This is a genomic window from Variovorax davisae, from assembly GCF_030316845.1.
GTDB classification, from domain to species: domain Bacteria; phylum Pseudomonadota; class Gammaproteobacteria; order Burkholderiales; family Burkholderiaceae_C; genus Variovorax; species Variovorax davisae.
Genome location: NZ_JASZYS010000010.1, coordinates 29101 through 53795, shown reverse-complemented (window position 1 = coordinate 53795; position 24695 = coordinate 29101). Strand labels below are relative to the sequence as shown.

Here is a 24695-nt window from a genome sequence, read left to right as displayed (position 1 = left end):
GCGGTTCAGGGCAGGGCGCTCAGGTGCGCCTGTGCGGCGGCGGCGAGCTTGGCGTCGAAGGTGGCCAGCGGTGCCTTCAACTCGGCCGCGAGCCAGAGGTAGGCGGCGTCATAGGCCGAGAGGCTGTAGCGCGCCGCCAGCTCGTATTGGGCGCCGAGATCGACCGGGTGCAGGTCGATGGCGTAGCCGGCATAGTCGGCCAGCGCCAGCGCCAGCGATTCGGCCGGCCAGTCCTGCCGGCGCTTCTTGAGCGCGACGCTGACGATCTCGTGGTCGAGCAGGTTGGGTGCGTGCAGCGCATGGCCGGCCAGGCGAGCCAGCGCGGCGTCGCGCGCCGGCTCGTCGAACAAGATGGCAACGATCGCGCTGCAGTCCACCACCATCGGCGGGCGCAGCCGATAGGCGGCCGGCGGCTCGGCCACGTGCAGCGCAGGCGCGCTCAACGGGCGTCCCGGTCGGCGCGCACGATGTCGACCCCGAGCGGGCCGGCGCCGATCGGCGACGGGAAGCGGGCGCGGTGCTCGGCGGCGATCTGCTCGATCGGCTTGCCGCCGCGCCGCACGATGGGCCGGCCGCCCCAGCCCACGCCCACCTCCTGTGCCGGCGCGATTGCGGGCCAGGGCGCGTCATCCGCGTCTCGCACAGCCTGCTCGATGATCGCCATCAGTTCGCCCTGCAGCGAGCGATGGTTGCGGGCCGCGCGCTGGCGCAGGCGCTCGGCCAGGTCGTCCGGGACGTCCTTCACTGACAGGTTGGCCATGCACTCTACCTCCGAATTGGCGCCATTATGGCGCCAATTCGGATCTCTGTGCGGATGTCTGTCCGGCTGTCTTGCCATTCGCCGCCGCTCTCGACGCCAGCGCCACCAGGACCAGCACCGGCAGGCCGAGGGCGGCGGTGCCGACGAAGAAGGCCTGGTAGCCGTAGGCGTCGACGAAGACGCCCGAATAGCCGGCGATGAACTTCGGCAGCAGCAGCATCAGCGAGCTGAAGAGCGCGTACTGGGTGGCCGAATAGCTGATGTTGGTCAGGCTCGACAGGTAGGCGATGAAGGCCGCCGAGGCGATGCCGCCGGCCAGGTTGTCGGCTGACACCACCAGCACCAGCGCCGTCAGGTCGTGGCCGCGCGAGGCCAGCCCGGCGAACAGGAGGTTGCTGGCGGCGCTGAGCACCGCCCCCAGCATCAGCACCCGCATCACGCCCAGCCGCATCGAGAGCACCCCGCCGACGAAGGCGCCGGCCAGCGTCATCACCACGCCGTAGATCTTGCTGACCGTCGCGACCTCGTCCTTGGTGAAGCCCATGTCGACGTAGAAGGGGTTGGCCATGATGCCCATCACGACGTCGCTGATCCGGTAGACCGCGATCAGCGACAGGATCAGCGCCGCCTGCCAGCGGTAGCGGCGGATGAAGTCGGCAAAAGGCTCGATCAGCACGCTCCGCAGCCATTCGCCGGCGTTCTTCGGCTTCGGCAGCGCCACGCGCACCGGTTCGGGCGACAGCAGCACCGTGACGATCCCGATCGCCATCGAGCCGGCCATGACGAGGTAGGCGGTCTTCCAGGCGCCGTTCTGGTAGCCCGCCAGGCCCGGCAATTCGGCCCAGGCGGCGACCCACAGCACGCCGGCGCCGGCCCAGATCATCGCCAGCCGGTAACCGGTCTGGTAGCAGGCGGCCAGCGCGGCCTGCTTGCGGGTGGCGGCCGATTCGATGCGGAAGGCGTCCAGCGCGATGTCCTGGGTGGCCGAACCGAAGGCGGTCAGCAGCGCGCACCACACCAGCGGCGGCAGGCCGTCGCGCGGGTCGTTGAAGGCCATGCCGGCCAAGCCGGCGATCACCGCCATCTGCGCCAGCAGCAGCCAGCCGCGGCGGCGCCCGAGCAGGGTGGTCAGCGGCGGTATCGGCAAGCGGTCGACCAGCGGCGCCCAGACCCACTTGAAGCCGTAGGCGAGCCCGACCCAGCTCAGGAAGCCGATGGTCGAGCGGTCGACGCCGGCTTCGCGCAGCCGGAAGCTGAGCGTGCCCAGCACCAGCAGCAGCGGCAGGCCGGCCGAGAAGCCCAGCGCCAGCATGCGCAGCGAGGCGGGTTCGAGATAGACCTTGAGCGCATCGCGCCAGGGCAGGGAAGGGGGGGCTTCGGCAGCCTGGGGTGCGGACATGCGGGTGCGGAGGTTGATGCCTTGCATTATTCCCGCATGCGCTGGGGGTGGCGTCCGCGTCGGCCGCCCGGAGCGCGAGAATGCGGATGACTCTCCAGGAGAACTCTTTTGACGACCGTCGCCATCACCTCCGCAATCAACGTCAGCAACAGCAATGGCTTCGTCCTGTTTGGCGGCGTGAACGTCCTCGAGACGAAGGACATGGCCCTGCGTGCGGCAGAAGAATACTTCCGAGTCACGCGAAAGCTTGGCATCCCATACGTTTTCAAGGCGAGTTTCGACAAGGCGAATCGCTCGTCCATTCACTCCTTCCGAGGCCCTGGTTTGGAAGAGGGTCTGAAAATCTTCGAGGCCGTCAAGGCAGAGTTCGGCGTCCCCGTCCTCACCGACGTGCACGAGCCATGGCAGGCGAATCCCGTGGCCGAAGTGGTGGACGTGCTACAGCTACCTGCGTTTCTTGCCCGCCAGACTGATTTGGTCGTCGCTCTTGCCAGGACGGGCAAGGTCATCAACGTCAAGAAGCCGCAGTTCCTGAGCCCACCCCAAGTGCTCAACATCGTCGAAAAAATCAGGGAGGCGGGGAGTTCCCCCGTCATTCTGTGCGACCGAGGAACTTGCTTCGGTTACGACAACCTAGTGGTGGACATGCTTGGCTTCGGTGTCATGAAGAAGGTGACCGGGAATTTGCCGGTCATCTTCGACGTTACCCATGCTCTCCAGCAACGCGAGGCGAACGCCATCGCCTCTGGCGGGCGACGCGAGCAAGTGCTTGAACTGGCGCGTGCCGGCCTGGCCGTCGGCTTGGCCGGCCTCTTTCTTGAAGCTCATCCTGACCCCTCACAGGCCAAATGCGACGGCCCCAGCGCTCTGCCGTTGGACCAGCTAGAGTCATTCCTGACGCAGTTGAAGGCGTTGGACGACTTGGTGAAGTCGTTCGCACACCTGCATATCAGCGCCTGAACGAGACGCCGCGATCCGACGGGCCGGCGGCCGAAGGGCGGCTTGATCGGATGCGCCGTCGATACATGCAGCCTAGTCCTCGACCGTCACCAAGCTTCCCACGCTGACGCGACCGAAGAGGTTAATGACGTCCGAGTTCGCCATGCGAATGCAACCGTGGGAGGTGGGCACGCCGAGCTGATGCTCGTCGGCGGTCCCGTGGATGTAGATATCGCGTCTCAGGGTGTCCACGGAACCACCGCGATTCAGGCCAGTGACCAGCCCATCCAGCCACAGGATGCGAGACAGCGCGCCGTCACCATCGTATAGACGGAGCCTCTGATGCAAAACGCCGACTCGAATGTGGCTCGTCGTCGGTATGAATAGGCGACGGCAGGCACCTCAGGGCGTGCGTCAGGACAAATCCAGAAGGTCAATGTCGCAGTCTGCTCATGGTCGAGTTCATCATTCGAACTCCTGATCTGTGCGAGGCGCATCAGGCGCTTGTTCGTCGAGCGACTGTCGATACCTGATGCATCCGCGCATGAATTGCGGCCAGGCGGGGATGACAATCGTGGGGTCCACCGTGTCTGGCAACAACGCCCAGAGCGCCGGGTGGTGCCAGCAAAGGTCGTGGCTGCTGGAGTCTCTGTGCAGCCGGATCGCCGCGCGCAGCTTCCGCACTTCAGCGACGAGTTCCTCGCGAGACAGCGAATCAAGGTCTTCATCCATTGCCAAGTCTCCGGGAATGAGGAGGCGAACGTCCGCTCGTGGCCGGGCGTAGTCTAGGACGCGATCACCGCGCCAGCAATCCACAGCGCAATGCCGGTGAACCAAGTGCCCATGAACCAGGCGCCGACTGCATGCCTCTTCGCGAAAACGTAAACGTAGAGGGGCACGATCAAGCAAAGGATTCCCTTGAGCGGACTCAAGGTGAAGGCCCGTATACAAACGGCCAATTGCGCTCCAATGGTCATCAAAAGACCCAGGATGAGAACGGCGGTTCCGACGGATTGATTCATCAGCAGGCAGGAGGTGGCTTGTCATCGTACGGACGCGCGAGACCCGATGACATCGGAAATCTCTGAATCACCAAGACGGTGCGACGGACGGGAAGGTCTGCTGCGACCCGGCTACCGTCGTTGATCGAGTTTCTTCGTCATGTGGACCGCAACTCCACCGTTTAGCGCCTCCTCGCGCTCCACCTCGTACCCGAGCGATGCATAGAGACGGATGTTCTCGGCGAAATGGATGTTCGTGTAGAGACGAACGCTCTCCAAGCCTGACGCCGATGCGAGCGATTCGGCATGCGCTATCAGCCTGCGCCCGAAGCCTCGGCCCTGGCATGCGGGTTCGATCGCAACGTTCACTATCAGCAGGTGTTGATCCTGCCGCACGGTTTCTATCAGGCCGACCACCTGCTCTCTATCGATCAATAGATCGAAGCGGTGGGATTGGAGGGCCACTGCATAGTCAACCTTCATCGGAAGCGGCTCTCGTCCGATCAAGGGCACCCACCTGCCATACGCGGATCGGGTGAGGTTCCTGATGACCTCGACGTCACCTGCGTCCGCAGGCGCGATCGTTGCGGAGTTCGGGTGGTCGGCAGATTGCGGCGTGGACATTTCAACTTGATCTGACAACCGAAGCGTACCAATGTCCGGCGCCGAGCACGCCTGGCACATCCTTTGCAAGGCATCTTGTACACAAGACAGGATGCTTGATGATGGTGCATGAACAGGCGGTGCGCCTCGGCGATGCCGGGCCGCGGGTGGAAGGACGGGCGAGCGCGGCGTGGATCACGCGGCTCACGACGCCGCTGGCCGGCGCCGGCGGGGGCCCGCTGGCCGGCCTGCGCTTTGCCGCCAAGGACAACATCGACGTCGCCGGCGTGCCGACCACGGCGGCCTGCCTTGCTTTCGCCCGCACGCCGACCGCCCACGCCCACGTGGTGCAGCGCCTGCTCGACGCCGGTGCGTCGCTGCTCGGCAAGACCAACCTCGACCAGTTCGCCTGCGGCCTGAACGGCACCCGTTCGCCCTACGGGCCGGTGCCCAACAGCTTCGATTCACGCTATGTCTCGGGCGGGTCGAGTTCGGGGTCGGCCTATGTGGTGGCAACCGCGCAGGCCGACTTCGCGCTCGGCACCGACACCGCGGGCTCGGGCCGGGTGCCGGCCGGGCTCAACAACATCGTCGGCATCAAGCCCTCGCGCGGGCTGCTCAGCGCGCGCGGCGTGGTGCCGGCGGCGCAGAGCGTCGACTGCGTCTCGATCTTCGCCCGCACCGTGGCGGTGGCGGCCCGGGTGCTGCAGGCGGCGATGGGCTTCGACCCGGCGGACCCCTACGCCCGCAGCCTGGCGCTCGCCACCGCGCCGCTGCCCGCGGGCTTTCGCTTCGGCGTGCCCTCGACCTTGAACTTCTTCGGTGACGCGCTGTCGCGGGCGGCCTTCGAACAGGCCATCGGCCAGCTGTGCGCGCTCGGCGGCGAACCGATCGAGATCGACTACGCGCCCCTGGCCGAGGCCGCGGCGCTGCTCTACGACAGTGCGCTGGTGGCCGAGCGCTACGCCGCGGTGCGCGAGTTCTTCGACGCCCACGAGACCGAGGTGGTGGAGCCGGTGCGCAGCATCCTGGCCCAGGGCCGCCGCTACAGCGCCGCCGATTTCGTCGCCGCGCGCACCCGGCTGCAGGCGCTCGGGCAGCAGGCCGAGGCGATGTGGAACGACATCGACGTGCTGGCGGTGCCGACGGCGCCGGCCCACTACACGATCGAGGCGATGCAGGCCGACCCGGTGGTGCTCAACCGCAACCTGGGCGAGTACACCAACTTCGTCAACCTGCTCGACTACGCGGCGATCTCGGTGCCGGCCAGCCTGCGCGCCGACGGCCTGCCCTTCGGCATCACGCTGATCGGCCGCGCCGGCAGCGACTTCCAGCTGGCCGAACTGGGCCAGCGCTTCCACCACGCCACCGGGCTGCCGCTCGGCGCGACGCGCGAGCCGCTGCCCGCGACCGAGCCACTGCCGCTGGTCGCGGTGCCGCCGACCGTGCAGGTCGCGGTGGTCGGCGCCCACCTGTCGGGCATGCCGCTCAACGGCCAGCTCACCGAGCGCGGCGCCCGGCTGGTCGCGGCCACCCATACGGCGCCGGACTATCGCCTGTACGCGCTGCCCGGCACCGTGCCACCCAAGCCGGGGCTGCTGCGCGTGGCGGCCGGCGAGGGTGCGGCGATCGCGATCGAGATCTGGGAGATGCCGCTCTCGCACTACGGCAGCTTCGTCGCCCTGATCCCGGCGCCGCTCGGCATCGGCAGCCTGCGGCTGGCCGACGGCCGCAGCGTCCAGGGCTTCGTCTGCGAGGCGCTGGCGGTGGCCGGCGCCGACGACATCACCGCGCTCGGCGGCTGGCGCGCCTACATCGCGGCGCGCGACGCCGCGGCGACCTGAATTCCTTCCTCACTTTCTTCATCCGGAGTACGCCATGGCCCTCAGCAAGAAACCCCCGACCCTCGCCACCCCGGCCTCGCGGCGCCAGCTGCTGCAGGCCGGCGCCGCCGGCTTGGCCGTGCTCGCGGCCCCGGCCATCGTGCGCGCCCAGGGGGCACCGAAGATCCGCATCGGCTACTGGCCGATCGCGGCCGGCCTGCCCTTCTATTCGGCCGTCGAGCTGGGCTACTTCAAGGCCGCCGGCCTCGACGTCGAGGTGCAGCGCTATGCCGGCGCCCAGCAGATCATGGAAGCGATGCTGGCCGACCGCTGCGACGGCAGCGCCAACGGCACCGGCTCGGCCAACATCGCGATCGGCGAGATCGCGGCGCCGGGCAGCTTCAAGATCTTCTGCTCCAACCCCAGCAACGTGAAGAACGTGCTCGACCAGGTGCTGGTGCCCACCGCCAGCAGCGCCAAGGTGATGGCCGACCTGAAGGGCAAGCGGGTCGCCTCGGGCCCCGGCATCCAGAACGTGACGCTGGCCAAGGCGGTGCTCGAACGCGGCGGCGCGACCGGCGCCACGGTGGTCGAGCTGCCGATCGGCCAGCACGTGGCCGCGCTCGCCGCCGGCCAGGTCGACGGCTGCTACACGCTGGAGCCGACCGGCACCATCGGCCGCCTGAACGGCAGCACGCGGGTGCTCGAGGCCGGCGTGATCGCCAAATACGTGCTGGGCGATCCGATGGCGCCGTGGTTCGGCGGCTCGGCTTCGCTGACCTCGGCGCTCATCAAGAAGAACCCCGAGGCGGCGAAGAAGTTCATCACCGCCTACGGCCAGGGCGTGGCCTTCGTGCGCAGCAAGCCGGCCGAGGCGCGCCAGTACCTCAAGGGCTACACCGCGATCGAGGGCCCGCTGACCGGCGAGGTGCCGCTGGCGGCGTACACGATGTACAACGAGTTCACCCAAGGCGACATCGCGTACTTCCAGAAGTTCTTCGACCTGTTCGCCGACAAGGGCATCTTCTCGTCGCGCCTGATGGTCGACTCGATGCTCTACAAGGGCTGAGGCCATGAGCACCCCCACGCCCGCGGCGCCCTGGTCGCCTCCTGCCGCCAGCGCATCCGCGTCCGCGCCGCCGCGCGAATCGCACTGGGTCAAGGCGCTGCCCTTCATCGGCCCGGTGGCGCTGTTCATCGTCTGGGACCTGGTGGTGCGCTTCGGCCTCATCAAGGCCATCCTGCTGCCGATGCCGGGCGACACGCTGCTGACGCTGCTGTCGGGCCTGGCGGGCGGCGCGCTGCTGGGCGACTTCGCGGTCACGGTCTGGCGCACGCTGCAGGCCTTCCTGGTCGCCGCCGTCGTCGGCGTGCCGCTGGGCGTGCTGCTCGGCAGCAACGAGCGGGCCTACCGCAGCGTCGAGTTCCTGATCGACTTCTTCCGCTCGACGCCCTCGTCGGCGCTGATCCCGCTGTTCCTGATGATCTTCGGCGTCTCGGACGTCAACAAGGTCGCGATCGCGGCCTTCGGCGCGCTGCTCATCGTGGTCTTCAACAGCGCCTACGGCGTGATGAACGCGCGCAAGCAGCGGGTCATGGCGGCCAAGGTGATGGGCGCCTCGCGCTGGCAGATCTTCCGCGACGTGCTGGTCTGGGAGAGCCTGCAGCCGACCTTCGTCGGCTTGCGTTCGGCGGTCTCGATGGCGCTGGTGATCGTGATCGTGGCCGAGATGTTCATCGGCTCCGACAGCGGCCTCGGGCATCGCATCATCAACTCGCAGCAGGTGATGAACGTCAAGGACATGTACGCCTCGATCCTCGCGGCGGGCGCGCTGGGCTATGCGCTGAACATCCTTTTCCTCGTGGCCGAGCGCCGCATCGTGCACTGGAGCGGAAGATGAGAGCCACCGTCGACAACGTCATCAACGGCCCGGTCTATGCCGACGTGCCGAAGCCGGCCTTTGTCCCGGGCCCTGCCGGCACCCACATCACGATCCGCGGGCTGACCAAGTACTTCGCCGGCTGGCCGCTGTACGAGAACTTCGACCTCGACATCCCGAAGCAGAAGATCGTCTCGGTGTTCGGCCCCAACGGCTGCGGCAAGTCGACCCTGATCAACATGATCGCGGGGCTGATCCCGATCGACGCGGGCGAGATCCTGTTCGACGGCAAGTCGCTCAAGGACACCAAGATCGGCTACGTGTTCCAGAACTACCGCGAGGCGATGTTCCCGTGGATGCGCACCATCGACAACATCGCCTATCCGCTCAAGCTCGAAGGCCGTTCCAAGGCCGAGGTGGACCGGCGCATGGAAGAGCTGGTGGCCTCCTTCGACGTCAAGTTCGACCTCAAGCGCTACCCCTACGAGCTGTCGGGCGGCCAGCAGCAGACGGCGTCGATCATGCGCGCGCTGGCGCCGAACCCCGAGGTGCTGTTCCTCGACGAGCCCTTCTCGGCGCTCGACTTCGAGATGACCCTCTTCATCCGAGAGAAGCTGCAGGAGGTGTTCATGAAGACCGGCACCACGATGCTGCTGGTGTCGCACGACCTCGAGGAAGCGGTCTACCTCGCCGACCAGGTGCTGCTGCTGACCAAGCGGCCGACCCGGGTGGCCGAGATCCTCGACTACCGCGACGAGCGGCCGCGCACGCTGGAGACATTGAGCTCGGCGAGCTTCGTGGCCATGAAGAAACTCAGCCTGGAAATTTTCCAGCGCGAAGTGCGCCGCTAGGAGATGCCAGCATGACGCCCTCGGAGATCGAAGCCTATGTCGATGCCTCGGCGGCCGCGCTCGGCCTGAAGCTCAGGCCGGACCATCGACCCGGCGTGCTGCGCTACTTCGCGCTGGCGGCGGAGTTCGCGGCGCTGGTCGAGGCCGTGCCGCTCAGCGAGCGCGACGAGCCCGCGTTGAGCTTTGCGCCGGTGTCGCCGCGGGAGACAGCGCAATGAGCGCGTCCGAACTGCTGCGCCAGGACGCATCCGCGATGGCCGCCGCGGTGCGTGGCAACGCGGTCGGCGCCGTGGCGCTGGTGCAGGCCAGCCTGGACCGCATCGAGGCCACGGACCGCCGCGTCAACGCCTTCACCGCGGTGCTGCGCGAGCGTGCGCTGCGGCGCGCGGCGCAGGTCGATGCCTCGCTGGCCTCGGCCCATGGCGCGCGGACGCGCGAACTGCCGCTGCTGGGCGTGCCTTTCGCGGTCAAGAACCTGTTCGACATCGCCGGCCTGGCGACCCTCGCGGGCTCGAAGATCGAACGCGAGCACACGCCGCCGCGCGACGACGCGGCCCTGGTGCGGCGGCTCGAGAGCGCTGGCGCAGTGCTGGTCGGCGCGCTCAACATGGACGAGTACGCCTACGGCTTCACGACCGAGAACAGCCACGCCGGCCCCTGCCACAACCCGCACGACCTGAGCCGCATCGCGGGCGGCTCGTCGGGCGGTTCGGGCGCCGCGGTCGCGGCCGGCCAGGTGCCGCTCACGCTGGGCTCCGACACCAACGGCTCGATCCGCGTGCCCGCCTCGCTGTGCGGCGTGTTCGGGCTCAAGCCCACCTTCGGGCGGCTGCCGCGCACCGGCAGCTTCCCGTTCGTCTCCAGCCTCGACCACCTGGGGCCGTTCGCGCGTTCGGCGCGCGACCTGGCGCTGGCCTACGACGCGATGCAGGGCCCCGAGGAGGGCGGCCCGCACGACCCGGGCTGCGCCCAGCGGGCGGCCGAGCCGGTCGGCGCGGCGCTGGCACTGGGCACGCAGGGCCTGCGCATCGGCGTGCTCGGCGGCTACTTCCGCCAGCATGCCCAGCCCGAAGCGCTGACCGCGGTCGATGCCGTGGCCCAGGCGCTGGGGGCCAGCCGCACGGTCGAGCTGCCGATGGTCGAGGCCGGCCGGGCCGCGGCCTTCCTGATCACCAATTCCGAAGGCGCGGCCCTGCACCTGCCCGACCTGCGCCGCCGCGCGCAGGACTTCGAGCCCCTGTCGCGCGACCGCTTCCTGGCCGGCGCGCTGCTGCCGGCGGCCTGGGTGGCGCGCGCGCAGCGGGTGCGGCGCCTCTATGCCGAGCAGGTGGCGCGGGTGTTCGAGCACTTCGACGTCTTGCTGGCCGCCGCGACGCCCTCGGCGGCGACGCCGATCGGTGCCGAGTTCTTCGAGATCAACGGCCACCGACTGCCGGTGCGGCCCAACATGGGCCTGCTGACCCAGCCGATCTCGTGCATCGGCCTGCCGGTGTGCGCGGTGCCGGTCTGGGGCGCCCACCCGGACCTGCCGATCGGGGTCCAGGTGATCGCCGCGCCGTGGCGCGAGGACCTGGTGCTGCGGGTGGCGGCGGCGCTCGAATCCGCCGGCCTCGTGCATTCCCCCGTCGCGGCGCTGGCCTGACATGCGAAGCGCCCCGCGGGCACAAAGACGGGGCGCCGGAGCCACACGGGCGAGCGCGCCGCACAAGGCTGGCGCGCCGCAGGCCGATTCGGCCGCCAAAGCGCTGGTACGGTTTATGCACACCATCTTGTATCCAAGACAGGACATCCCGGCCCTCTGATTTCTCACTCAATCACCTGGAGCAAGCACCATGAGCCAGTTCAACCGTCGCGATTCCCTCAAGTCCCTGGCCGCCCTGGCCTCCGCCACCACGCTGGGCGGTTGGAGCACGCTCGCCAGCGCCCAGAAGCCGCTCACCGTCGGCGTGATCTATGTCGGCCCGCGCGACGACTACGGCTACAACCAGTCGCATGCGCTGGCGGCGGCCGAGCTCAAGAAGATGCCGGGCCTCAAGGTGGTCGAGGAAGAGAACGTGCCCGAGACCGCGGCGGTGCAGAAGACCATGACCGGGATGATTTCCCAGGACGGCGCCAAGCTGCTGTTCCCGACCTCCTTCGGCTACTTCGATCCGCACATCCTCGCGGTGGCGCCGAAGAATCCCGACGTGCGCTTCTCGCATTGCGGCGGCATGTGGACCGAGGGCAAGCACCCGAAGAACGTCGGCAGCTTCTTCGGCTACATCGACGAGTGCCAGTTCCTCAATGGCGTGATCGCCGGCCACATGACGAAGAGCAACAAGATCGCCTTCGTCGCCGCCAAGCCGATCCCGCAGGTGCTGCGCAACATCAACGCCTTCACGCTCGGCGCGCGCTCGGTCAAGCCGGGCATCACCTGCAGCGTGATCTTCACCGGCGACTGGTCGATGGCGGTCAAGGAGGCCGAGGCCACCAACAGCCTGGCCGACCAGGGCTGCGACGTCTTCACGATGCACGTGGACGGCCCCAAGGTGGTGGTCGAGACGGCTGCCAAGCGCGGCAAGATGGTCTGCGGCTACCACGCCAGCCAGGCCAAGCTGGCGCCCAATGCCTACCTGACCGGCGCCGAATGGAACTGGATCACGGCCTACAAGGCCATCGTCGACGCGGCCCAGGCCGACAAGCCGCATCCCAACTTCCTGCGCGGCGGGCTCAAGGAAGGCTACGTGAAGATGTCGCCCTACGGGGCGATGGTCACCGATGCCGCGAAGAAGAACGCCGACGACATCAAGGGCAAGATGCTGGCGGGCAGCTTCGACATCTTCACGGGCGGGCTCAAGGACAACAAGGGCACGGTCGTGATCCCGGCCGGCAAGGCGCTCAAGCAGACCGACCTCGAACTCGAGAAGATGAACTACCTGGTCGAAGGCGTCGTCGGCTCGGTGGCCTGACCGGGCGCCGCCTTCACCACCCCGCGAGCCGACGATGCGAAACGCATTGAAAGAGATCGCGCTGCCGGTGTTCGCCATCGCGGCCGCACTGCTGCTCTTCGGCGTCTTCGTCTGGTTCGCCGGCGTGAGTCCGCTGGAGGTCTGGGTCATCCTCTTCAAGGGGGCCTTCGGCGACTGGTTCTCCTGGCAGAACACGCTGCAGCGCGCCGCGCCTCTGATGCTGACCGCGCTGTGCGTCGCGATTCCGGCGCGCGCCGGGCTGGTGATCATCGGCGGCGAGGGTGCGCTGGTGCTCGGCGGGCTGGCCGCCGCGGCCTTGCCCTATGCGCTGCCGCTGCCGGCGAACCTCGTCGGCACGCTGGCGCTGTGCGTCGCCGGCGCCCTGGCCGGCGCGGCCTGGATCGCGCTGGCGGGCTGGCTGCGCCAGTACCGCGGCATCAACGAGACCATCAGCAGCCTGCTGCTGGCCTACATCGCGATCGGGCTCTTCAAGCACCTGGTCGAAGGCGTGCTGCGCGACCCGGCCAGCCTCAACAAGCCCGCCACCCGTTCGATCGCCGAGGGCCTCGGCATCGGCGGCATCGGCGGCTCCGACGTGCACTGGGGGCTGGTGATCGGCATCGTCGCCGGCCTGGTCTCCGGACTCTGGCTGCGCGCCACCGCATCGGGCTTCTCGGTGCGCGTGGTCGGCGGCAATCCGCGCACCGCGCAGCTGGTCGGCCTGCCGGCGAGCGGCTTGATCCTGGCCGCCTGCGGGATCGGGGGCGCCTGCGCGGGCGTGGCCGGCGCGGTGGAGGTGGTCGCGGTGCACACCAACGCCAACGCCTCGCTGATCGCGGGCTACGGCTACGCCGGCATCCTGGTGTCCTTCATCGCGCGCCACAACCCGGTGGCGGTGATCCCGGTGGCGATCCTGTTCGGCGGCTTCGGCGCCGCGGGCAGCCTGCTGCAGCGCCGCCTCGGCCTGCCCGATGCCTCGGTGCTGGTGCTGCAGGGCCTGGCGTTCGTGCTGATCCTGGCGAGCGAAGGGCTGCGGATGGTCGACTGGAAGACGCTGCTGAAGAACCGCATGCCGCGGGCGGTCCAGCCGCGGCTGACGAAGGAGGCTGCATGAGACGCCGGGCCGCTCCCAAGTCGAATACCGCAGCGCGCAGCGCGGAGGTTGCTCCATGACCGCAGACCAGTGGATCGCGTTGGTGGCGGGCATCGTCGGCGGCGCCCTGCGCGTCGGCGCGCCCTTCCTCTTCGTCAGCCTGGGCGAGTGCCTGACCGAGAAGTCCGGCCGCATCAACCTCGGCCTCGAAGGCGTGCTGGTGCTCTCGGCGATGGCCGCCTTCGGTGGTTCCTGGCTCACCGGCTCGGCCTGGCTCGGCGTGCTGATCGGCGGCGCCGCCGGCGCGCTGCTCGCGCTGCTGCACGGCCTGCTGTGCTCGCTCGACCGCGTCAACGACGTCGCCACCGGCATCGCGCTGATGCTGTTCGGCACCGGCCTGGCCTTCTACCTGGGCAAGCCGCTGATCCAGCCGCAGGCGCCGCAGCTGCCGGCGATCCCGCTCGGCGACTGGAGCGACAACCCGGTGATCCGCTCGGCGCTGCAGGTCAACGCGCTGGTGCCGGTCGGCATCGTGCTGGCGGTGTTCCTGTGGTGGGGCTTCGCGCGCACCCGTGCCGGGCTGCTGGTGCGCATGGCGGGCGATTCGGCCAATGCGACGCGGGCGCTCGGCTACTCGGTGGCCGGTCTGCGCATCGCTGCCACCACCGCCGGCGGCTTCATCGCCGGGCTCGGCGGCGCTTCGCTGACGCTCTTCTATCCGGGCAGCTGGAACGAGGGCATCTCGAGCGGGCAGGGCCTGATCGCGGTGGCGCTGGTGATCTTCGCGCGCTGGAGCCCGCTGCGCTGCATCGGCGCGGCGCTGCTGTTCGGCGGCGCCGGCGCGATCGGGCCGGCCCTGCAGTCGATCGGCGTCGGCTGGGGCTACCACCTGTTCAACACCGTGCCTTACGTGCTCACGCTGGTGATCCTGGTGCTGACCTGCAAGCCGGGCAGCGTGGCGGTGGGCAGCCCGGGCGAACTCTCGTCCACGCGCTGAACAGACAAGGAAACAGATCGATGAGCGGACTCGGTGGTCTCAACAAATCGGCGCAGGGCGTGGTCGTCGGCCTGGTGCAGCTGCAGCTGCCGGTCGTCGAGACGCCGGCCGACCTGGCGGCGCAGACCCGGCGCATCTGCGAGCTGGTCGCCAAGGCGCGCCGCAACCAGGGCACGATGGATCTGGTCGTGTTCCCCGAGTACGCGCTGCACGGCCTGTCGATGGACACCTCGCCCGAGATCATGTGTTCGCTCGACGGCCCCGAGGTCGCGGCTTTCCGGCAGGCCTGCATCGACAACCGGATCTGGGGCTGCTTCTCGATCATGGAAGCCAACCCCGAGGGCAACCCGTACAACAGCGGCCTGGTCATCGACGACCACGGCGCCATCCGGCTCTACTACCGCAAGATGCATCCGTGGGTGCCGGTCGAGCCCTGGGAGCCGGGCAACCTCGGCATCCCGGTGTGCGACGGTCCCAACGGCAGCAAGCTGGCGCTGATCATCTGCCACGACGGCATGCTGCCCGAGATGGCGCGCGAGGCGGCGTACAAGGGGGCCGAGATCATCATTCGCACGGCGGGCTACACGGCGCCGATCCGCCACGCCTGGCGCATCACGAACCAGGCCAACGCCTTCTGCAACCTGGCGTACACCGCGAGCGTCTGCATGTGCGGCAGCGACGGCACCTTCGACTCGATGGGCGAGGGCATGTTCTGCAACTTCGACGGCACCGTGCTGGTCGAGGGGGGCGGGCGGCCCGACGAGATCATCACGGCCGAACTGCGGCCCGACCTGGTGCGCGAGGCCCGCACCGGCTGGGGCGTCGAGAACAACATCTACCAGCTCTACCACCGCGGCTACGTGGCGGTGAAGGGCGGCGCGCAGGACTGCCCCTACACCTACATGCAGGACATGGCGGCCGGCCGCTACCGGCTGCCCTGGGGCGAGCAGGTCCAGGTCACGGACGGCAGCGGCTTCGGCTTCGCGGCGCCGCTGCGCAGCTACAAGGGCCCCGAGGAGCACCCGCTGGTGCCCAGGGCGCCACTCGTTCCGGGTTCATCATGAGCAGCACCTACGTTTGCGCCGACCCGTACCGCTGGCCCTACAACGGCGCGCTGCGGCCCGACAACACGGCGCTGATCGTGATCGACATGCAGACCGACTTCTGCGGCAAGGGCGGCTATGTCGACGTCATGGGCTACGACCTCGCGCTGGTGCAGGCGCCGATCGCGCCGATCGCGCGCACCCTGGCGCGGCTGCGGCCGCTGGGCTTCCACATCATCCACACGCGCGAAGGGCACCGCCCCGACCTCGCCGACCTGCCGGCCAACAAGCGCTGGCGCTCGCGGCAGATCGGCGCCCATGGCGTGGGCATCGGCGACGACGGTCCGTGCGGGCGGATCCTGGTGCGCGGCGAGCCGGGCTGGGAGATCATCCCGGCGCTGGCCCCGCTGGCCGGCGAGGTGGTGATCGACAAGCCCGGCAAGGGCTCCTTCTATGCGACCGACCTCGAACTGGTGCTGCGCACGCGCGGCATCGAGAACCTGATCCTGGCCGGCATCACGACCGATGTCTGCGTCCACACGACCATGCGCGACGCCAACGACCGCGGCTTCGAATGCCTGTTGCTGTCGGACTGCACCGCGGCCACCGACCACGGCAACCACCTGGCGGCGCTCAAGATGATCACGATGCAGGGCGGCGTCTTCGGCGCCCATGCGAGTTCGGCGGCGCTGCTCGACGCGCTGCCCCTGTCGTAGAACGGAGAGCCCCGCCATGATCGCCCCCGTCGCACCGCCTCCCCTTGCCACCGGCGCGCTGGCGCTCGACACCTACGAGCTGACCAAGCGCTTCGGCAGCTTCACCGCGATGGACCGCGTGACCCTGCACGTGGCGCCGGGCACGGTGCACGCGCTGCTGGGCGAGAACGGCGCCGGCAAGAGCACGTTGGTGAAATGCGTGGCCGGCTTCCAGCGCGCCGAGGAGGGCGCCATCCTGATCGACGGCCGCGAGCAGGACATCGCCAACCCGGTGGTGGCGCGCGCGCTGGGCATCGGCATGGTCTACCAGCACTTCACGCTGGCGCCCGGCATGACGGTGGCCGAGAACCTGCTGCTGGCCGGCGGCAAGACGCCGGCGCTGATCGACTGGAAGCGCAAGCGCGCCGAGCTCCAGGATTTTCTCGCGACCACGCCCTTCAGCCTCGACCTCGACGCGCGCCCGTCGGAGCTCGCCGCCGGCGAGAAGCAGAAGCTCGAACTGCTGAAGCAGCTCTACCTGAAGCCGCGCCTCCTGATCCTCGACGAGCCGACCTCGGTGCTGACGCCGCAGGAGGCCGACGAGGTGCTGGGCCATGTGCGCGAGTTCGCCAGGAGCGGCCTGTGCACCGTGCTCATCATCACCCACAAGTTCCGCGAGGTGATGGCCTATGCCGACAGCGTCACGGTGCTGCGGCGCGGCAAGGCGGTGCACCACTGCCAGGTGGCCGACACCAACCCGGCGCGCCTCGCGGCGGCGATGATGGGCGAGGGCGAAGCGCCGCCGCCCGCCGAAGGCGACGTCGAGGCGCCGACCGGCCGCGCGCTGCATGCCACCCGGCCGGTCGCACCCAATGCCCCGATCGCACTGCATGTGGCCGGCCTGCGCGCCCTGGGCGACCGCGGCACGCTGGCCGTGCACGACCTGAGCCTGTCGGTGCGCTCGGGCGAGATCCTCGGCGTGGCCGGCGTGTCGGGCAACGGCCAGCGTGAACTGGTGGAAGCGCTGGTCGGCCAGCGGCCGCGGCTCGCCGGCCGCGTCACCGTGATGGGCGAGCCCTACGAAGCCAGGCGCGAGGAGAACCGCCGCCTCAAGGTGCGCAGCCTGCCCGAGGAGCCGCTGCGCAACGCCTGCGTCGGCGACCTCAGCGTGGCCGAGAACATGGCCCTGCGCGACTTCGACCAGCCGCCGCTGGCCTGGCCGGCGTTCGGCGCCGACGTGCTGAACTTCCCGCTGTGGCGCAGCCGGGCGCGCGAATGGATCGCCGAGTACGGCGTCAAGACCCAGGGCGAGGGCGCGCCGATCCGCAGCCTGTCGGGCGGCAACGTGCAGCGCGCGGTGCTGGCGCGCGAGCTGGCGGGCGAGATCAACGTGCTGATCGCGGCCAACCCGGTGTTCGGGCTGGACTTCGCGGCGGTGGCCGAAATCCACAGCCGCATCGTGCAGGTGCGCGCACGCGGGGGCGCGGTGCTGCTGATCAGCGAGGACCTCGACGAGTTGCTGGAGATGGCGGACCGGATCGTGGTGATGAGCGAGGGGCGGGTGGTCTACGAGACGGACGCCGCCACGGCCGAAAGACACGTGCTGGGGGCGCACATGGGTGGGGGCGATCACCATGCGCCGATGGCTGCATGAGGCCTCCCGCCGCCGCCCACCCCGCGTCCGAACTTGAACGATGCGAAAGCCCCAGATGCAGCTAGAAGCACAGCCCTTCCCCTACGAATTCGACATCGCCAAGACCGCCCTGGTCCTGATCGACATGCAGAGGGACTTCATCGAACCCGGCGGCTTCGGCGAAACCCTGGGCAACGACGTGTCGCTGCTCGAAGCCATCGTCCCCGCGACGAAGAAGACGCTCGAAGCCTGGCGAACGGCCGGCGGCCTGGTCGTCCACACGCGGGAGGCCCACCAACCCGACCTCTCCGACTGCCCCCCTGCCAAACGAAATCGCGGCAATCCCACATTGCGCATCGGCGACGCCGGCCCGATGGGCCGGATCCTGGTGATGGGCGAGCCCGGCAACCAGATCATCGACGCGCTGGCGCCGGTCGAAGGCGAGATCGTGGTCGACAAGCCCGGCAAGGGCGCCTTCCATGCCACCGGCCTGCACGAGACGCTGAAGCGGCGCGGCATCACCCACCTGCTGTTCGGCGGCGTCACCACCGAGGTCTGCGTGCAGACCAGCATGCGCGAGGCCAACGACCGCGGCTACGACTGCCTGCTGCTCGAAGACTGCACCGAGAGCTACTTTCCCGCCTTCAAGGCGGCCACGGTCGAGATGCTGCGCGCCCAGGGCGGCATCGTCGGCTGGACCGCGCCGAGTGCCGCCTTGCTGTCTGCGCTCGGCACCCACTAACATGGCCTTCGTGTCGACCGATCGAATTGCTTCCAAGCCACCAGCCGCAGATCCCGTGTTCCGCACCCGGGCCGACGAGGTCTACGCGCAGCTCAAGCGCGATGTCGCCGAATTCAGCCTGGTCCCCGGCGACCGCTTCACCGAGAACGAGATCAGCGAGCGCCTCGGCGTCTCGCGCACGCCGGTCCGGCAGGCGCTCTTTCGGCTGCAGCAGGAGGGCTTCGTCGAGGTGCTGTTCCGCAGCGGCTGGCGCGTGCTGCCCTTCGACTTCGACCAGTTCGAGCAGCTCTACGACCTGCGCATGGTGCTCGAGACCACCGCCGTGCACCGCCTGTGCGAGAGCGACCACCGGGTCGACCGCAGCCTGCTCGACACGCTGGCCGGGATCTGGCTGGTGCCGGCGGCGCAGCGCAGCGCCGACACCGTGCAGGTGGCGCAGTGGGACGAGGCCTTCCATTGCTCGCTGGTCGCGGCCGCCGGCAACGGCGAGATGGCCCGCGTCCACCGCGACGTGACCGACCGCATCCGGATCATCCGCCGGCTCGATTTCACCAAGCAGCCGCGCATCGACGCCACCTACGACGAGCACGCCAAGATCCTGAAGGCGATCCGCGCCAACCGCGGCGACCAGGCCGCGATGCTGCTGCGCGCCCACATCGAGACCAGCCAGGCGGAGGTGCGCAAGATCACGCTGCACCAGGTCCACATGGCGCGCCATGCGGGCCGTGTGCCCTACAGCGTGAAGTCGTAGTCCACCGTGATCGGCGCGTGGTCGCTGAACTTGATGGTCTTGAAGATCTGCTCCTCGCGCGCCAGCGCCGCCAGCTTCGGCGTCGCCAGGTGGTAGTCGAGCCGCCACCCGACGTTGTTGGCGTAGGCCTGGCCGCGGTTGCTCCACCAGGTGTAGGCCTCGCCCGTGGTCTCGGGCTTGAGCATCCGGTAGACGTCGACCAGGCCCGCGCCATCGGCGCCGGCGTCGAGCAGCGTCGTCATCCAGGCCCGCTCCTCGGGCAGGAAGCCGCTGTTCTTCTGGTTGCCGCGCCAGTTCTTGAGGTCGATCTCCTTGTGGGCGATGTTGATGTCGCCGCAGAGAATGAACTCGCGCTCCCGCTTGAGCGCGTTCAGGTGCGGGAAGAAGCCCTTGAGGAAGCGGAATTTCGCCTGCTGCCGCTCTTCGCCCGAGGACCCGCTCGGGAAATAGCAGCTGATGATCGACAGTTTGCGCTTCGGGGTGTCGAAGCGCAGCTCGAGGTAGCGGCCCTCGGCGTCGAACTCGGCGTCGCCCCAGCCCACCACCACGTCGCTGGGCGCATGCCGGGTGTAGATCGCGGTGCCCGCATAGCCCTTCTTCTCGGCGAAATGGAAATGCCCCTTGAGCCCGGCCATTTCTTCGAAGCGGCCTTCGATGTCGCTGGCCTGGACCCGGATTTCCTGCATGCAAATACAATCCGGCCCCAGTCCGCCGACCCAATCGGCGACGCCCTTGGTGGCAGCCGATCGCAGGCCGTTGAGGTTGAGGCTGGTCAGTTTGAACACGAGGAATTCCTATGGCTGAGAAGATTGAAGAGGGCGGCGCACTGGCTCAGGCGTTCGTGCAGTTCGCGCTGGAGTCGGGAGTGCTGCGCTTCGGCCAGTTCAAGACCAAGGCTGGCCGCATCAGTCCCTATTTTTTCAATGCCGGCCTGTTCGACGATGGCGCCAAGCTCGCGCGGCTGGCAGAATTCTATGCAGACCGGCTGATCGCCAGCGGGCTCGAGTTCGACATGATCTTCGGGCCGGCCTACAAGGGCATTCCGCTGGGTGCCACGGTGGCGGCCGAACTGGCGCGCCGCGGCCGCAATGTGCCCTTCGCCTACAACCGCAAGGAAGCCAAGGACCATGGCGAGGGCGGCACCCTGGTCGGCGCCCCGCTCCGGGGCCGGGTGCTGATCGTCGACGACGTGATGTCGGCCGGCACCGCGGTGCGCGAGTCGATTGCGGCCATCCGCACCGCCGGAGCCACCCCGCACGCGGTGGCGATCGCGCTCGACCGCCAGGAGAAGGCGACCGAGAACGGCGCCGACGTAGACCACAGCGCCGTGCAATATGTACGCAATCAGCTCGGCCTTGCAGTTATTTCCATCGCGACGCTGGACGACTTGTTACAGTATCTGTCAGGCCGCGCGGACGACGAGCTGGGCGCCCACCGCCAGAACGTGCTGGCGTACCGGGCGCGCTACGGCGCGGGCTGATTCAACCCGTCTGAAGGACCGATGTTGGCGAGCACCCAAGCACTGAAGGCATTCCTGGCCCTTTCGCTGGCCGCAGCCGGCATGGCGCACGCGCAACAAGGGTCCGGCGCGCGCGGGGCGCCCAATGCGGCGGGCATCTACAGCTGCACCGACGCCAAGGGCCGGACGATCACCGCCGACCGGCCGATCCCCGACTGCCTCGACCGCGAGCAGCGCGAACTCAACCCGAGCGGCACCACGCGCCGCATGGTCGAGCCCTCCTACACCGCGCGCGAGCAGGCCGAGCGCGAGGACCGTGAACGGGCGGCGCAGCTGCAGGCGGCCCGGCTGGTGGAGGAGCGGCGGCGCGAGCGCGCCCTGCTGGTGCGCTACCCGAACCCCGCGGCCCACGACCGGGAGCGCGCCGAGGCGCTGGTGCAGATCGACGTCGTGATCCAGGCCGCCCGCAAACGGCTGGCCGAACTCGGCGAGGACCGCAAGCGGGTCGACGACGAGCTCGAGTTCTACAAGAAAGACCCGGCCAAGGCGCCCGATGCGCTGCGGCGACGGACCGAGGACATCGCCCGCAGCGTGGCGGTCCAGAACCGCTTCATCGGCGAGCAGGAAGACGAGAAGAAGCGCGTCAACGCGCGCTTCGACGAGGAGCAGGCCAAGCTCGCGCCGCTCTGGACCGCGAACACGTCGGCGGCCCAGAAGTCGAAGTGAGCCGCCCCTAGCCCAGCTTCGCCTTCAGCAGCGCATTGACCTGGGCCGGGTTGGCCTTGCCCTGGCTGGCCTTCATGACCTGGCCGACCAGCGCGTTGAAGGCCTTGTCCTTGCCGGCGCGGTATTCGGCGATGTTCTTCTCGTTGGTCGCGAGCACCTGGTCGATGATCTTTTCCAGCGCGCCCGAGTCGCTCATCTGCTTCAGGCCCTTGGCCTCGATGACCGCATCGACGTCCTGGCCTTCGCCGGTCCAGAGGGCGTCGAACACCTGCCGCGCCGCACTGTTGGAGATCGTGCCGTCGCCGATGCGCGCGACCAGCCGGGCCAGCTGGGGCGCCGTCACCGGTGCCTCGGTGATCGCCATGTCCTGCTGGTTCAGGCGCCGCGCGATCTCGCCGGTGATCCAGTTGCTCGCCAGCTTGGCATTGGCACCGGCGGCCACCGCGCCCTGGAAGTAGGCGGCCAGGGCCGGGCTCTGGGTGAGCTGGGCGGCATCGTAGTCCGACAGGCCGTGCTCGCGCACGTAGCGCTCGGCCATCGCGCGCGGCAGCTCGGGCATGTCGGCGCGCACGCGCTCGATCCAGTCGGCGGCGATCGCCAGCGGCGGCAGGTCGGGGTCGGGGAAATAGCGGTAGTCGGCGGCGTCTTCCTTGGTGCGCATCGCGCGGGTCTCGCCGCTGTCGGGATCGAACAGCACGGTCGCCTGCTGGATCGCGCGGCCGTCCTCGATCTCCTCGATCTGCCAGCGGATCTCGTAGTCGATCGCCTGCTGCATGAACTTGAAGCTGTTCAGGTTCTTGATCTCGCGCCGGGTGCCGAGCTTGTCGCCGGGCCGGCGCACCGACACGTTGGCGTCGCAGCGGAAGCTGCCTTCCTGCATGTTGCCGTCGCAGATGCCGATCCAGGTGACGATCTTGTGCAGCTCGCGCGCATAGGCCACGGCCTCGGCGGTGGAGCGCATGTCGGGCTCGGTCACGATCTCCAGCAGCGGCGTGCCGGCGCGGTTCAGGTCGATGCCCGACTGGCCGACGAAGTCCTCGTGCAGCGACTTGCCGGCGTCTTCCTCGAGATGCGCGCGCACCAGGCGCACGGTCTTGGGCTCGTCGCCGACGAAGAAGCTCACCGAGCCGCCCTGCACCACGGGGATCTCGAACTGGCTGATCTGGTAGCCCTTCGGCAGGTCGGGGTAGAAGTAGTTCTTGCGCGCGAACACGCTGCGCGGCGCGATCGTCGAGCCCAGCGCGAGGCCGAGCTTGATGGCGCGCTCGACGGCGCCCTTGTTCATCACCGGCAGCGTGCCCGGCAGCGCCAGGTCGACCGCGCAGGCCTGGGTGTTGGGCTCGGCGCCGAAGGCGGTCGAGGCCCGGCTGAAGATCTTCGAGGCGGTCGAGAGCTGGGCGTGGGTCTCGAAGCCGATGATGACTTCGTAGCCGCGTACCAGCGGGCCTGTCGGGCGGCCGCTTTGCGCGGCTTCGAAAGTGTTGATTTCGCTCATGTCAGTTCTTCGCCATCAAAAGCCCGCCGGGGTGCGCAGGTGCCAGTCGGTCGCCTGCTGGAACGCGTGCGCCGCGTTGAGCAGCTTCGCCTCGGCGAAGTAGTTGCCGATCAGCTGCAGGCCGACCGGCAGGCCGCCGTCGAAGCCGGCCGGCACGCTCATGCCGGGCAGGCCGGCCAGCGAGGCGGGCAGGGTGAAGATGTCGGCCAGGTAGTCGGCCACCGGGTCGCCGCCGTGCTCGCCGAGCTTCCAGGCCACGCTGGGCGCGGCCGGGCCGGCGATCAGGTCGCATTGCGCGAAGGCCTGCTGGAAGTCGTCGGCGATCATGCGGCGCACCTTCTGCGCCTGAAGGTAGTAGGCGTCGTAGTAGCCGTGCGAGAGCACGTAGGTGCCGATCATGATGCGGCGCTTGACCTCGTCGCCGAAGCCCTCCTCGCGGGTCTGGGCGTACATGTCGGCCAGGTCGCGATAGTCCTTGGCGCGGTGGCCGAACTTGACGCCGTCGAAGCGGCTCAGGTTGCTCGAGGCCTCGGCCGCCGCGATGATGTAGTAGACCGGGATCGACAGTTCGGTGCGCGGCAGCGTGATCTCGACCCGGCGGGCGCCGAGCTTCTCGTATTCGGCCAGCGCGGCATCGACCGCGGCGCGCACGCCCGGCGCCACGCCGGCGCCGAAGAACTCCTTCGGCACGCCGATGCGCAGGCCGTCGAGCGAACCCGCGAGCTGGCGCGAAAAGTTTTCCGCCGGGCGGGCCAGCGAGGTCGCGTCACGCTCGGGGTCGGGCCCGCACATGGCCGACAGCAGCAGGGCGCAGTCCTCGGCCGAGCGGGCCATCGGGCCGGCCTGGTCGAGGCTGGACGCGAACGCGACCATGCCGTAGCGCGAGGCCCGGCCATAGGTCGGCTTGATGCCGGTGACGCCGCAGAACGAGGCCGGCTGGCGGATCGAGCCGCCGGTGTCGGTGCCGGTGGCGCCCGGAGCCAGGCCGGCGGCCACGGCCACGGCGCTGCCGCCCGACGAGCCGCCGGGGATGCGGCCGGTGTCCCAGGGGTTGCGCACCGGCACCGGGTGGTCGAAGCCGAGCGCCGGCACGGCGACGTTCTCGTTGGCCGAGCCCATCGCGAACTCGTCGCAGCTGAGCTTGCCCAGCGTCACGGCGCCGGCCTCGGCCAGCTTGCGCACCACGGTGGCGTCGAAGGGCGAGCGGTAGCCGGCCAGGATGCGCGAGCCGGCGGTGGTCGGCAGGTCGGCGGTGACGAAGATGTCCTTGTGGGCGATCGGGACGCCTTCGAGGGGCGCGGGCGAGCCGGCGGCGATGCGGTCGTCGGCGGCGCGGGCCTGGGACAGCGTGAGCTGCTCGTCGATCGCGATGAAGGCGCCGAGATCCTGGTGGGCGCGGATGCGCGACAGGTGGTGGTGGGCGGCCTCGACCGCCGAGACCTTGCGCTCGCGCAGGGCGCGGGCGAGCCCCGCCACGCCCATCTGGTGCAGTTCGGCGCTCATTCGATCACCTTCGGGACCAGGAACAGGCCGTTTTCGACCGCCGGCGCGCTGCGCTGGTTGGCTTCGCGGTTGTTGGGCTCGGTCACCACGTCCTCGGCCAGCCGAAGCGTGATGTCCTCGATCGCGGCCACGGGATGGGCCAGGGGTTCGACGCCGGTGGTGTCGACCGCGCGCATGCGCTCGACCAGGTCGAAGAAGCCGTTGATCTGGCCACGCATCCGCTCGCTTTCGTCGGGGGCCAGTTGGAGCCGCGCCAGCGAGGCGATGCGGGCGATATCTGTGGAGGTGAGGGACATCGAAAATTGGCGTTTCCGGGCCGGATCGAGGTGCTTTCGCACCCCGTAAAAGGGCTCT

The 24695-nt window shown here is 69.0% G+C and carries 28 protein-coding genes; 17 read left to right on the top strand and 11 right to left on the bottom strand.

Annotated elements, in window-relative coordinates:
- Nucleotides 1-5: 5 nt before the first annotated feature.
- The 3 genes from QTI33_RS22110 to QTI33_RS22100 are packed head-to-tail and all read right to left on the bottom strand — an operon-like array spanning nucleotide 6 to nucleotide 2159.
- Complete coding sequence (locus QTI33_RS22110) at nucleotides 6-443, bottom strand: type II toxin-antitoxin system VapC family toxin (RefSeq protein ID WP_286508431.1); 438 nt, start codon at nucleotides 441-443, stop codon at nucleotides 6-8.
- Nucleotides 440-760 (bottom strand): FitA-like ribbon-helix-helix domain-containing protein, encoded by a 321-nt coding sequence (locus QTI33_RS22105; protein ID WP_286508429.1) that lies wholly within the window; start codon nucleotides 758-760, stop codon nucleotides 440-442. Before QTI33_RS22105 ends, QTI33_RS22110 begins: the two co-directional genes overlap by 4 nt.
- 25 nt (nucleotides 761-785) lie before the next feature.
- Nucleotides 786-2159 carry an AmpG family muropeptide MFS transporter gene (locus QTI33_RS22100; protein ID WP_286508427.1) on the bottom strand — a complete coding sequence of 458 codons (1374 nt, stop codon included), beginning with the start codon at nucleotides 2157-2159 and terminating at the stop codon, nucleotides 786-788.
- Nucleotides 2160-2267: 108 nt separating this feature from the next.
- Here QTI33_RS22100 and kdsA point away from each other — a divergent pair, with 108 nt between their 5' ends.
- On the top strand, nucleotides 2268-3119 hold the full coding sequence (gene kdsA, locus QTI33_RS22095; RefSeq protein ID WP_286508426.1) for a 3-deoxy-8-phosphooctulonate synthase: 852 nt from the start codon (nucleotides 2268-2270) through the stop codon (nucleotides 3117-3119).
- Nucleotides 3120-3191: 72 nt separating this feature from the next.
- On the opposite strand, the gene QTI33_RS22090 is transcribed toward kdsA, so the two are convergent.
- From QTI33_RS22090 to QTI33_RS22075, 4 genes are all read right to left on the bottom strand, one after another.
- A complete protein-coding gene (locus tag QTI33_RS22090; RefSeq protein ID WP_286508425.1) occupies nucleotides 3192-3446 on the bottom strand; it encodes a L,D-transpeptidase in 255 nt (84 codons plus the stop codon).
- Nucleotides 3447-3563: 117 nt separating this feature from the next.
- Nucleotides 3564-3830 carry a hypothetical protein gene (locus QTI33_RS22085; RefSeq protein WP_286508423.1) on the bottom strand — a complete coding sequence of 89 codons (267 nt, stop codon included), beginning with the start codon at nucleotides 3828-3830 and terminating at the stop codon, nucleotides 3564-3566.
- A gap of 53 nt (nucleotides 3831-3883) precedes the next feature.
- Entirely contained in the window at nucleotides 3884-4120 is a 237-nt protein-coding gene (locus tag QTI33_RS22080) for a hypothetical protein (RefSeq protein WP_286508421.1), read from the bottom strand.
- Nucleotides 4121-4231: 111 nt separating this feature from the next.
- The gene (locus QTI33_RS22075; RefSeq protein ID WP_286508420.1) at nucleotides 4232-4723 is read right to left on the bottom strand and encodes a GNAT family N-acetyltransferase; all 492 of its coding nucleotides are present in this window, start codon (nucleotides 4721-4723) and stop codon (nucleotides 4232-4234) included.
- Nucleotides 4724-4821: 98 nt separating this feature from the next.
- On the opposite strand from QTI33_RS22075, the gene atzF reads away from it, so the two are divergent.
- From atzF to QTI33_RS22005, 14 genes are all read left to right on the top strand, one after another.
- A complete protein-coding gene (atzF, locus tag QTI33_RS22070; RefSeq protein ID WP_444814875.1) occupies nucleotides 4822-6546 on the top strand; it encodes an allophanate hydrolase in 1725 nt (574 codons plus the stop codon).
- A gap of 34 nt (nucleotides 6547-6580) precedes the next feature.
- Nucleotides 6581-7594 carry an ABC transporter substrate-binding protein gene (locus QTI33_RS22065; RefSeq protein ID WP_286508418.1) on the top strand — a complete coding sequence of 338 codons (1014 nt, stop codon included), beginning with the start codon at nucleotides 6581-6583 and terminating at the stop codon, nucleotides 7592-7594.
- A gap of 4 nt (nucleotides 7595-7598) precedes the next feature.
- A complete protein-coding gene (locus tag QTI33_RS22060; RefSeq protein WP_286508417.1) occupies nucleotides 7599-8426 on the top strand; it encodes an ABC transporter permease in 828 nt (275 codons plus the stop codon).
- Entirely contained in the window at nucleotides 8423-9256 is an 834-nt protein-coding gene (locus QTI33_RS22055; RefSeq protein ID WP_286508416.1) for an ABC transporter ATP-binding protein, read from the top strand. The genes QTI33_RS22060 and QTI33_RS22055 overlap by 4 nt, the downstream gene beginning before the upstream one ends.
- An 11-nt stretch (nucleotides 9257-9267) precedes the next feature.
- Nucleotides 9268-9474 (top strand): DUF4089 domain-containing protein, encoded by a 207-nt coding sequence (locus QTI33_RS22050; RefSeq protein ID WP_286508415.1) that lies wholly within the window; start codon nucleotides 9268-9270, stop codon nucleotides 9472-9474.
- The gene (locus tag QTI33_RS22045) at nucleotides 9471-10898 is read left to right on the top strand and encodes an AtzE family amidohydrolase (RefSeq protein ID WP_286508414.1); all 1428 of its coding nucleotides are present in this window, start codon (nucleotides 9471-9473) and stop codon (nucleotides 10896-10898) included. The genes QTI33_RS22050 and QTI33_RS22045 overlap by 4 nt, the downstream gene beginning before the upstream one ends.
- A 190-nt stretch (nucleotides 10899-11088) precedes the next feature.
- Nucleotides 11089-12204 (top strand): BMP family ABC transporter substrate-binding protein, encoded by a 1116-nt coding sequence (locus QTI33_RS22040; protein ID WP_286508413.1) that lies wholly within the window; start codon nucleotides 11089-11091, stop codon nucleotides 12202-12204.
- 34 nt (nucleotides 12205-12238) lie between these two features.
- Nucleotides 12239-13318 (top strand): ABC transporter permease, encoded by a 1080-nt coding sequence (locus tag QTI33_RS22035; RefSeq protein ID WP_286508412.1) that lies wholly within the window; start codon nucleotides 12239-12241, stop codon nucleotides 13316-13318.
- A 55-nt stretch (nucleotides 13319-13373) separates the two neighbouring features.
- Nucleotides 13374-14294 carry an ABC transporter permease gene (locus QTI33_RS22030; protein ID WP_286508411.1) on the top strand — a complete coding sequence of 307 codons (921 nt, stop codon included), beginning with the start codon at nucleotides 13374-13376 and terminating at the stop codon, nucleotides 14292-14294.
- A gap of 20 nt (nucleotides 14295-14314) precedes the next feature.
- Complete coding sequence (locus QTI33_RS22025; RefSeq protein WP_286508410.1) at nucleotides 14315-15358, top strand: formamidase; 1044 nt, start codon at nucleotides 14315-14317, stop codon at nucleotides 15356-15358.
- On the top strand, nucleotides 15355-16053 hold the full coding sequence (gene biuH / locus QTI33_RS22020) for a biuret amidohydrolase (protein ID WP_286508409.1): 699 nt from the start codon (nucleotides 15355-15357) through the stop codon (nucleotides 16051-16053). Before QTI33_RS22025 ends, biuH begins: the two co-directional genes overlap by 4 nt.
- A gap of 16 nt (nucleotides 16054-16069) precedes the next feature.
- Nucleotides 16070-17686 (top strand): ABC transporter ATP-binding protein, encoded by a 1617-nt coding sequence (locus QTI33_RS22015; protein ID WP_286508408.1) that lies wholly within the window; start codon nucleotides 16070-16072, stop codon nucleotides 17684-17686.
- Between the two features lie 55 nt (nucleotides 17687-17741).
- Nucleotides 17742-18407, top strand: coding sequence for a cysteine hydrolase family protein (locus QTI33_RS22010; RefSeq protein ID WP_286508407.1), 666 nt, complete (start codon nucleotides 17742-17744; stop codon nucleotides 18405-18407).
- A 1-nt stretch (nucleotide 18408) separates the two neighbouring features.
- Nucleotides 18409-19158: a GntR family transcriptional regulator gene (locus QTI33_RS22005; RefSeq protein WP_286508406.1), complete on the top strand. Its 750-nt coding sequence runs from the start codon at nucleotides 18409-18411 to the stop codon at nucleotides 19156-19158.
- Here the strand turns inward: QTI33_RS22005 and QTI33_RS22000 are convergent.
- Nucleotides 19140-19943: an exodeoxyribonuclease III gene (locus QTI33_RS22000; protein WP_286508405.1), complete on the bottom strand. Its 804-nt coding sequence runs from the start codon at nucleotides 19941-19943 to the stop codon at nucleotides 19140-19142. The two genes, QTI33_RS22005 and QTI33_RS22000, sit on opposite strands and share 19 nt — an antisense overlap.
- Before the next feature lie 11 nt (nucleotides 19944-19954).
- On the opposite strand from QTI33_RS22000, the gene pyrE reads away from it, so the two are divergent.
- Entirely contained in the window at nucleotides 19955-20638 is a 684-nt protein-coding gene (pyrE, locus tag QTI33_RS21995) for an orotate phosphoribosyltransferase (protein WP_286508404.1), read from the top strand.
- Nucleotides 20639-20659: 21 nt separating this feature from the next.
- Nucleotides 20660-21343, top strand: coding sequence for a DUF4124 domain-containing protein (locus QTI33_RS21990; protein ID WP_444814874.1), 684 nt, complete (start codon nucleotides 20660-20662; stop codon nucleotides 21341-21343).
- Nucleotides 21344-21350: 7 nt separating this feature from the next.
- On the opposite strand, the gene gatB is transcribed toward QTI33_RS21990, so the two are convergent.
- The 3 genes from gatB to gatC are packed head-to-tail and all read right to left on the bottom strand — an operon-like array spanning nucleotide 21351 to nucleotide 24637.
- Nucleotides 21351-22838 carry an Asp-tRNA(Asn)/Glu-tRNA(Gln) amidotransferase subunit GatB gene (gene gatB / locus QTI33_RS21985; protein ID WP_286508403.1) on the bottom strand — a complete coding sequence of 496 codons (1488 nt, stop codon included), beginning with the start codon at nucleotides 22836-22838 and terminating at the stop codon, nucleotides 21351-21353.
- Between the two features lie 15 nt (nucleotides 22839-22853).
- On the bottom strand, nucleotides 22854-24341 hold the full coding sequence (gene gatA / locus QTI33_RS21980) for an Asp-tRNA(Asn)/Glu-tRNA(Gln) amidotransferase subunit GatA (RefSeq protein ID WP_286508402.1): 1488 nt from the start codon (nucleotides 24339-24341) through the stop codon (nucleotides 22854-22856).
- Complete coding sequence (gatC, locus tag QTI33_RS21975) at nucleotides 24338-24637, bottom strand: Asp-tRNA(Asn)/Glu-tRNA(Gln) amidotransferase subunit GatC (protein WP_286508401.1); 300 nt, start codon at nucleotides 24635-24637, stop codon at nucleotides 24338-24340. Before gatC ends, gatA begins: the two co-directional genes overlap by 4 nt.
- Nucleotides 24638-24695 lie beyond the last annotated feature (58 nt).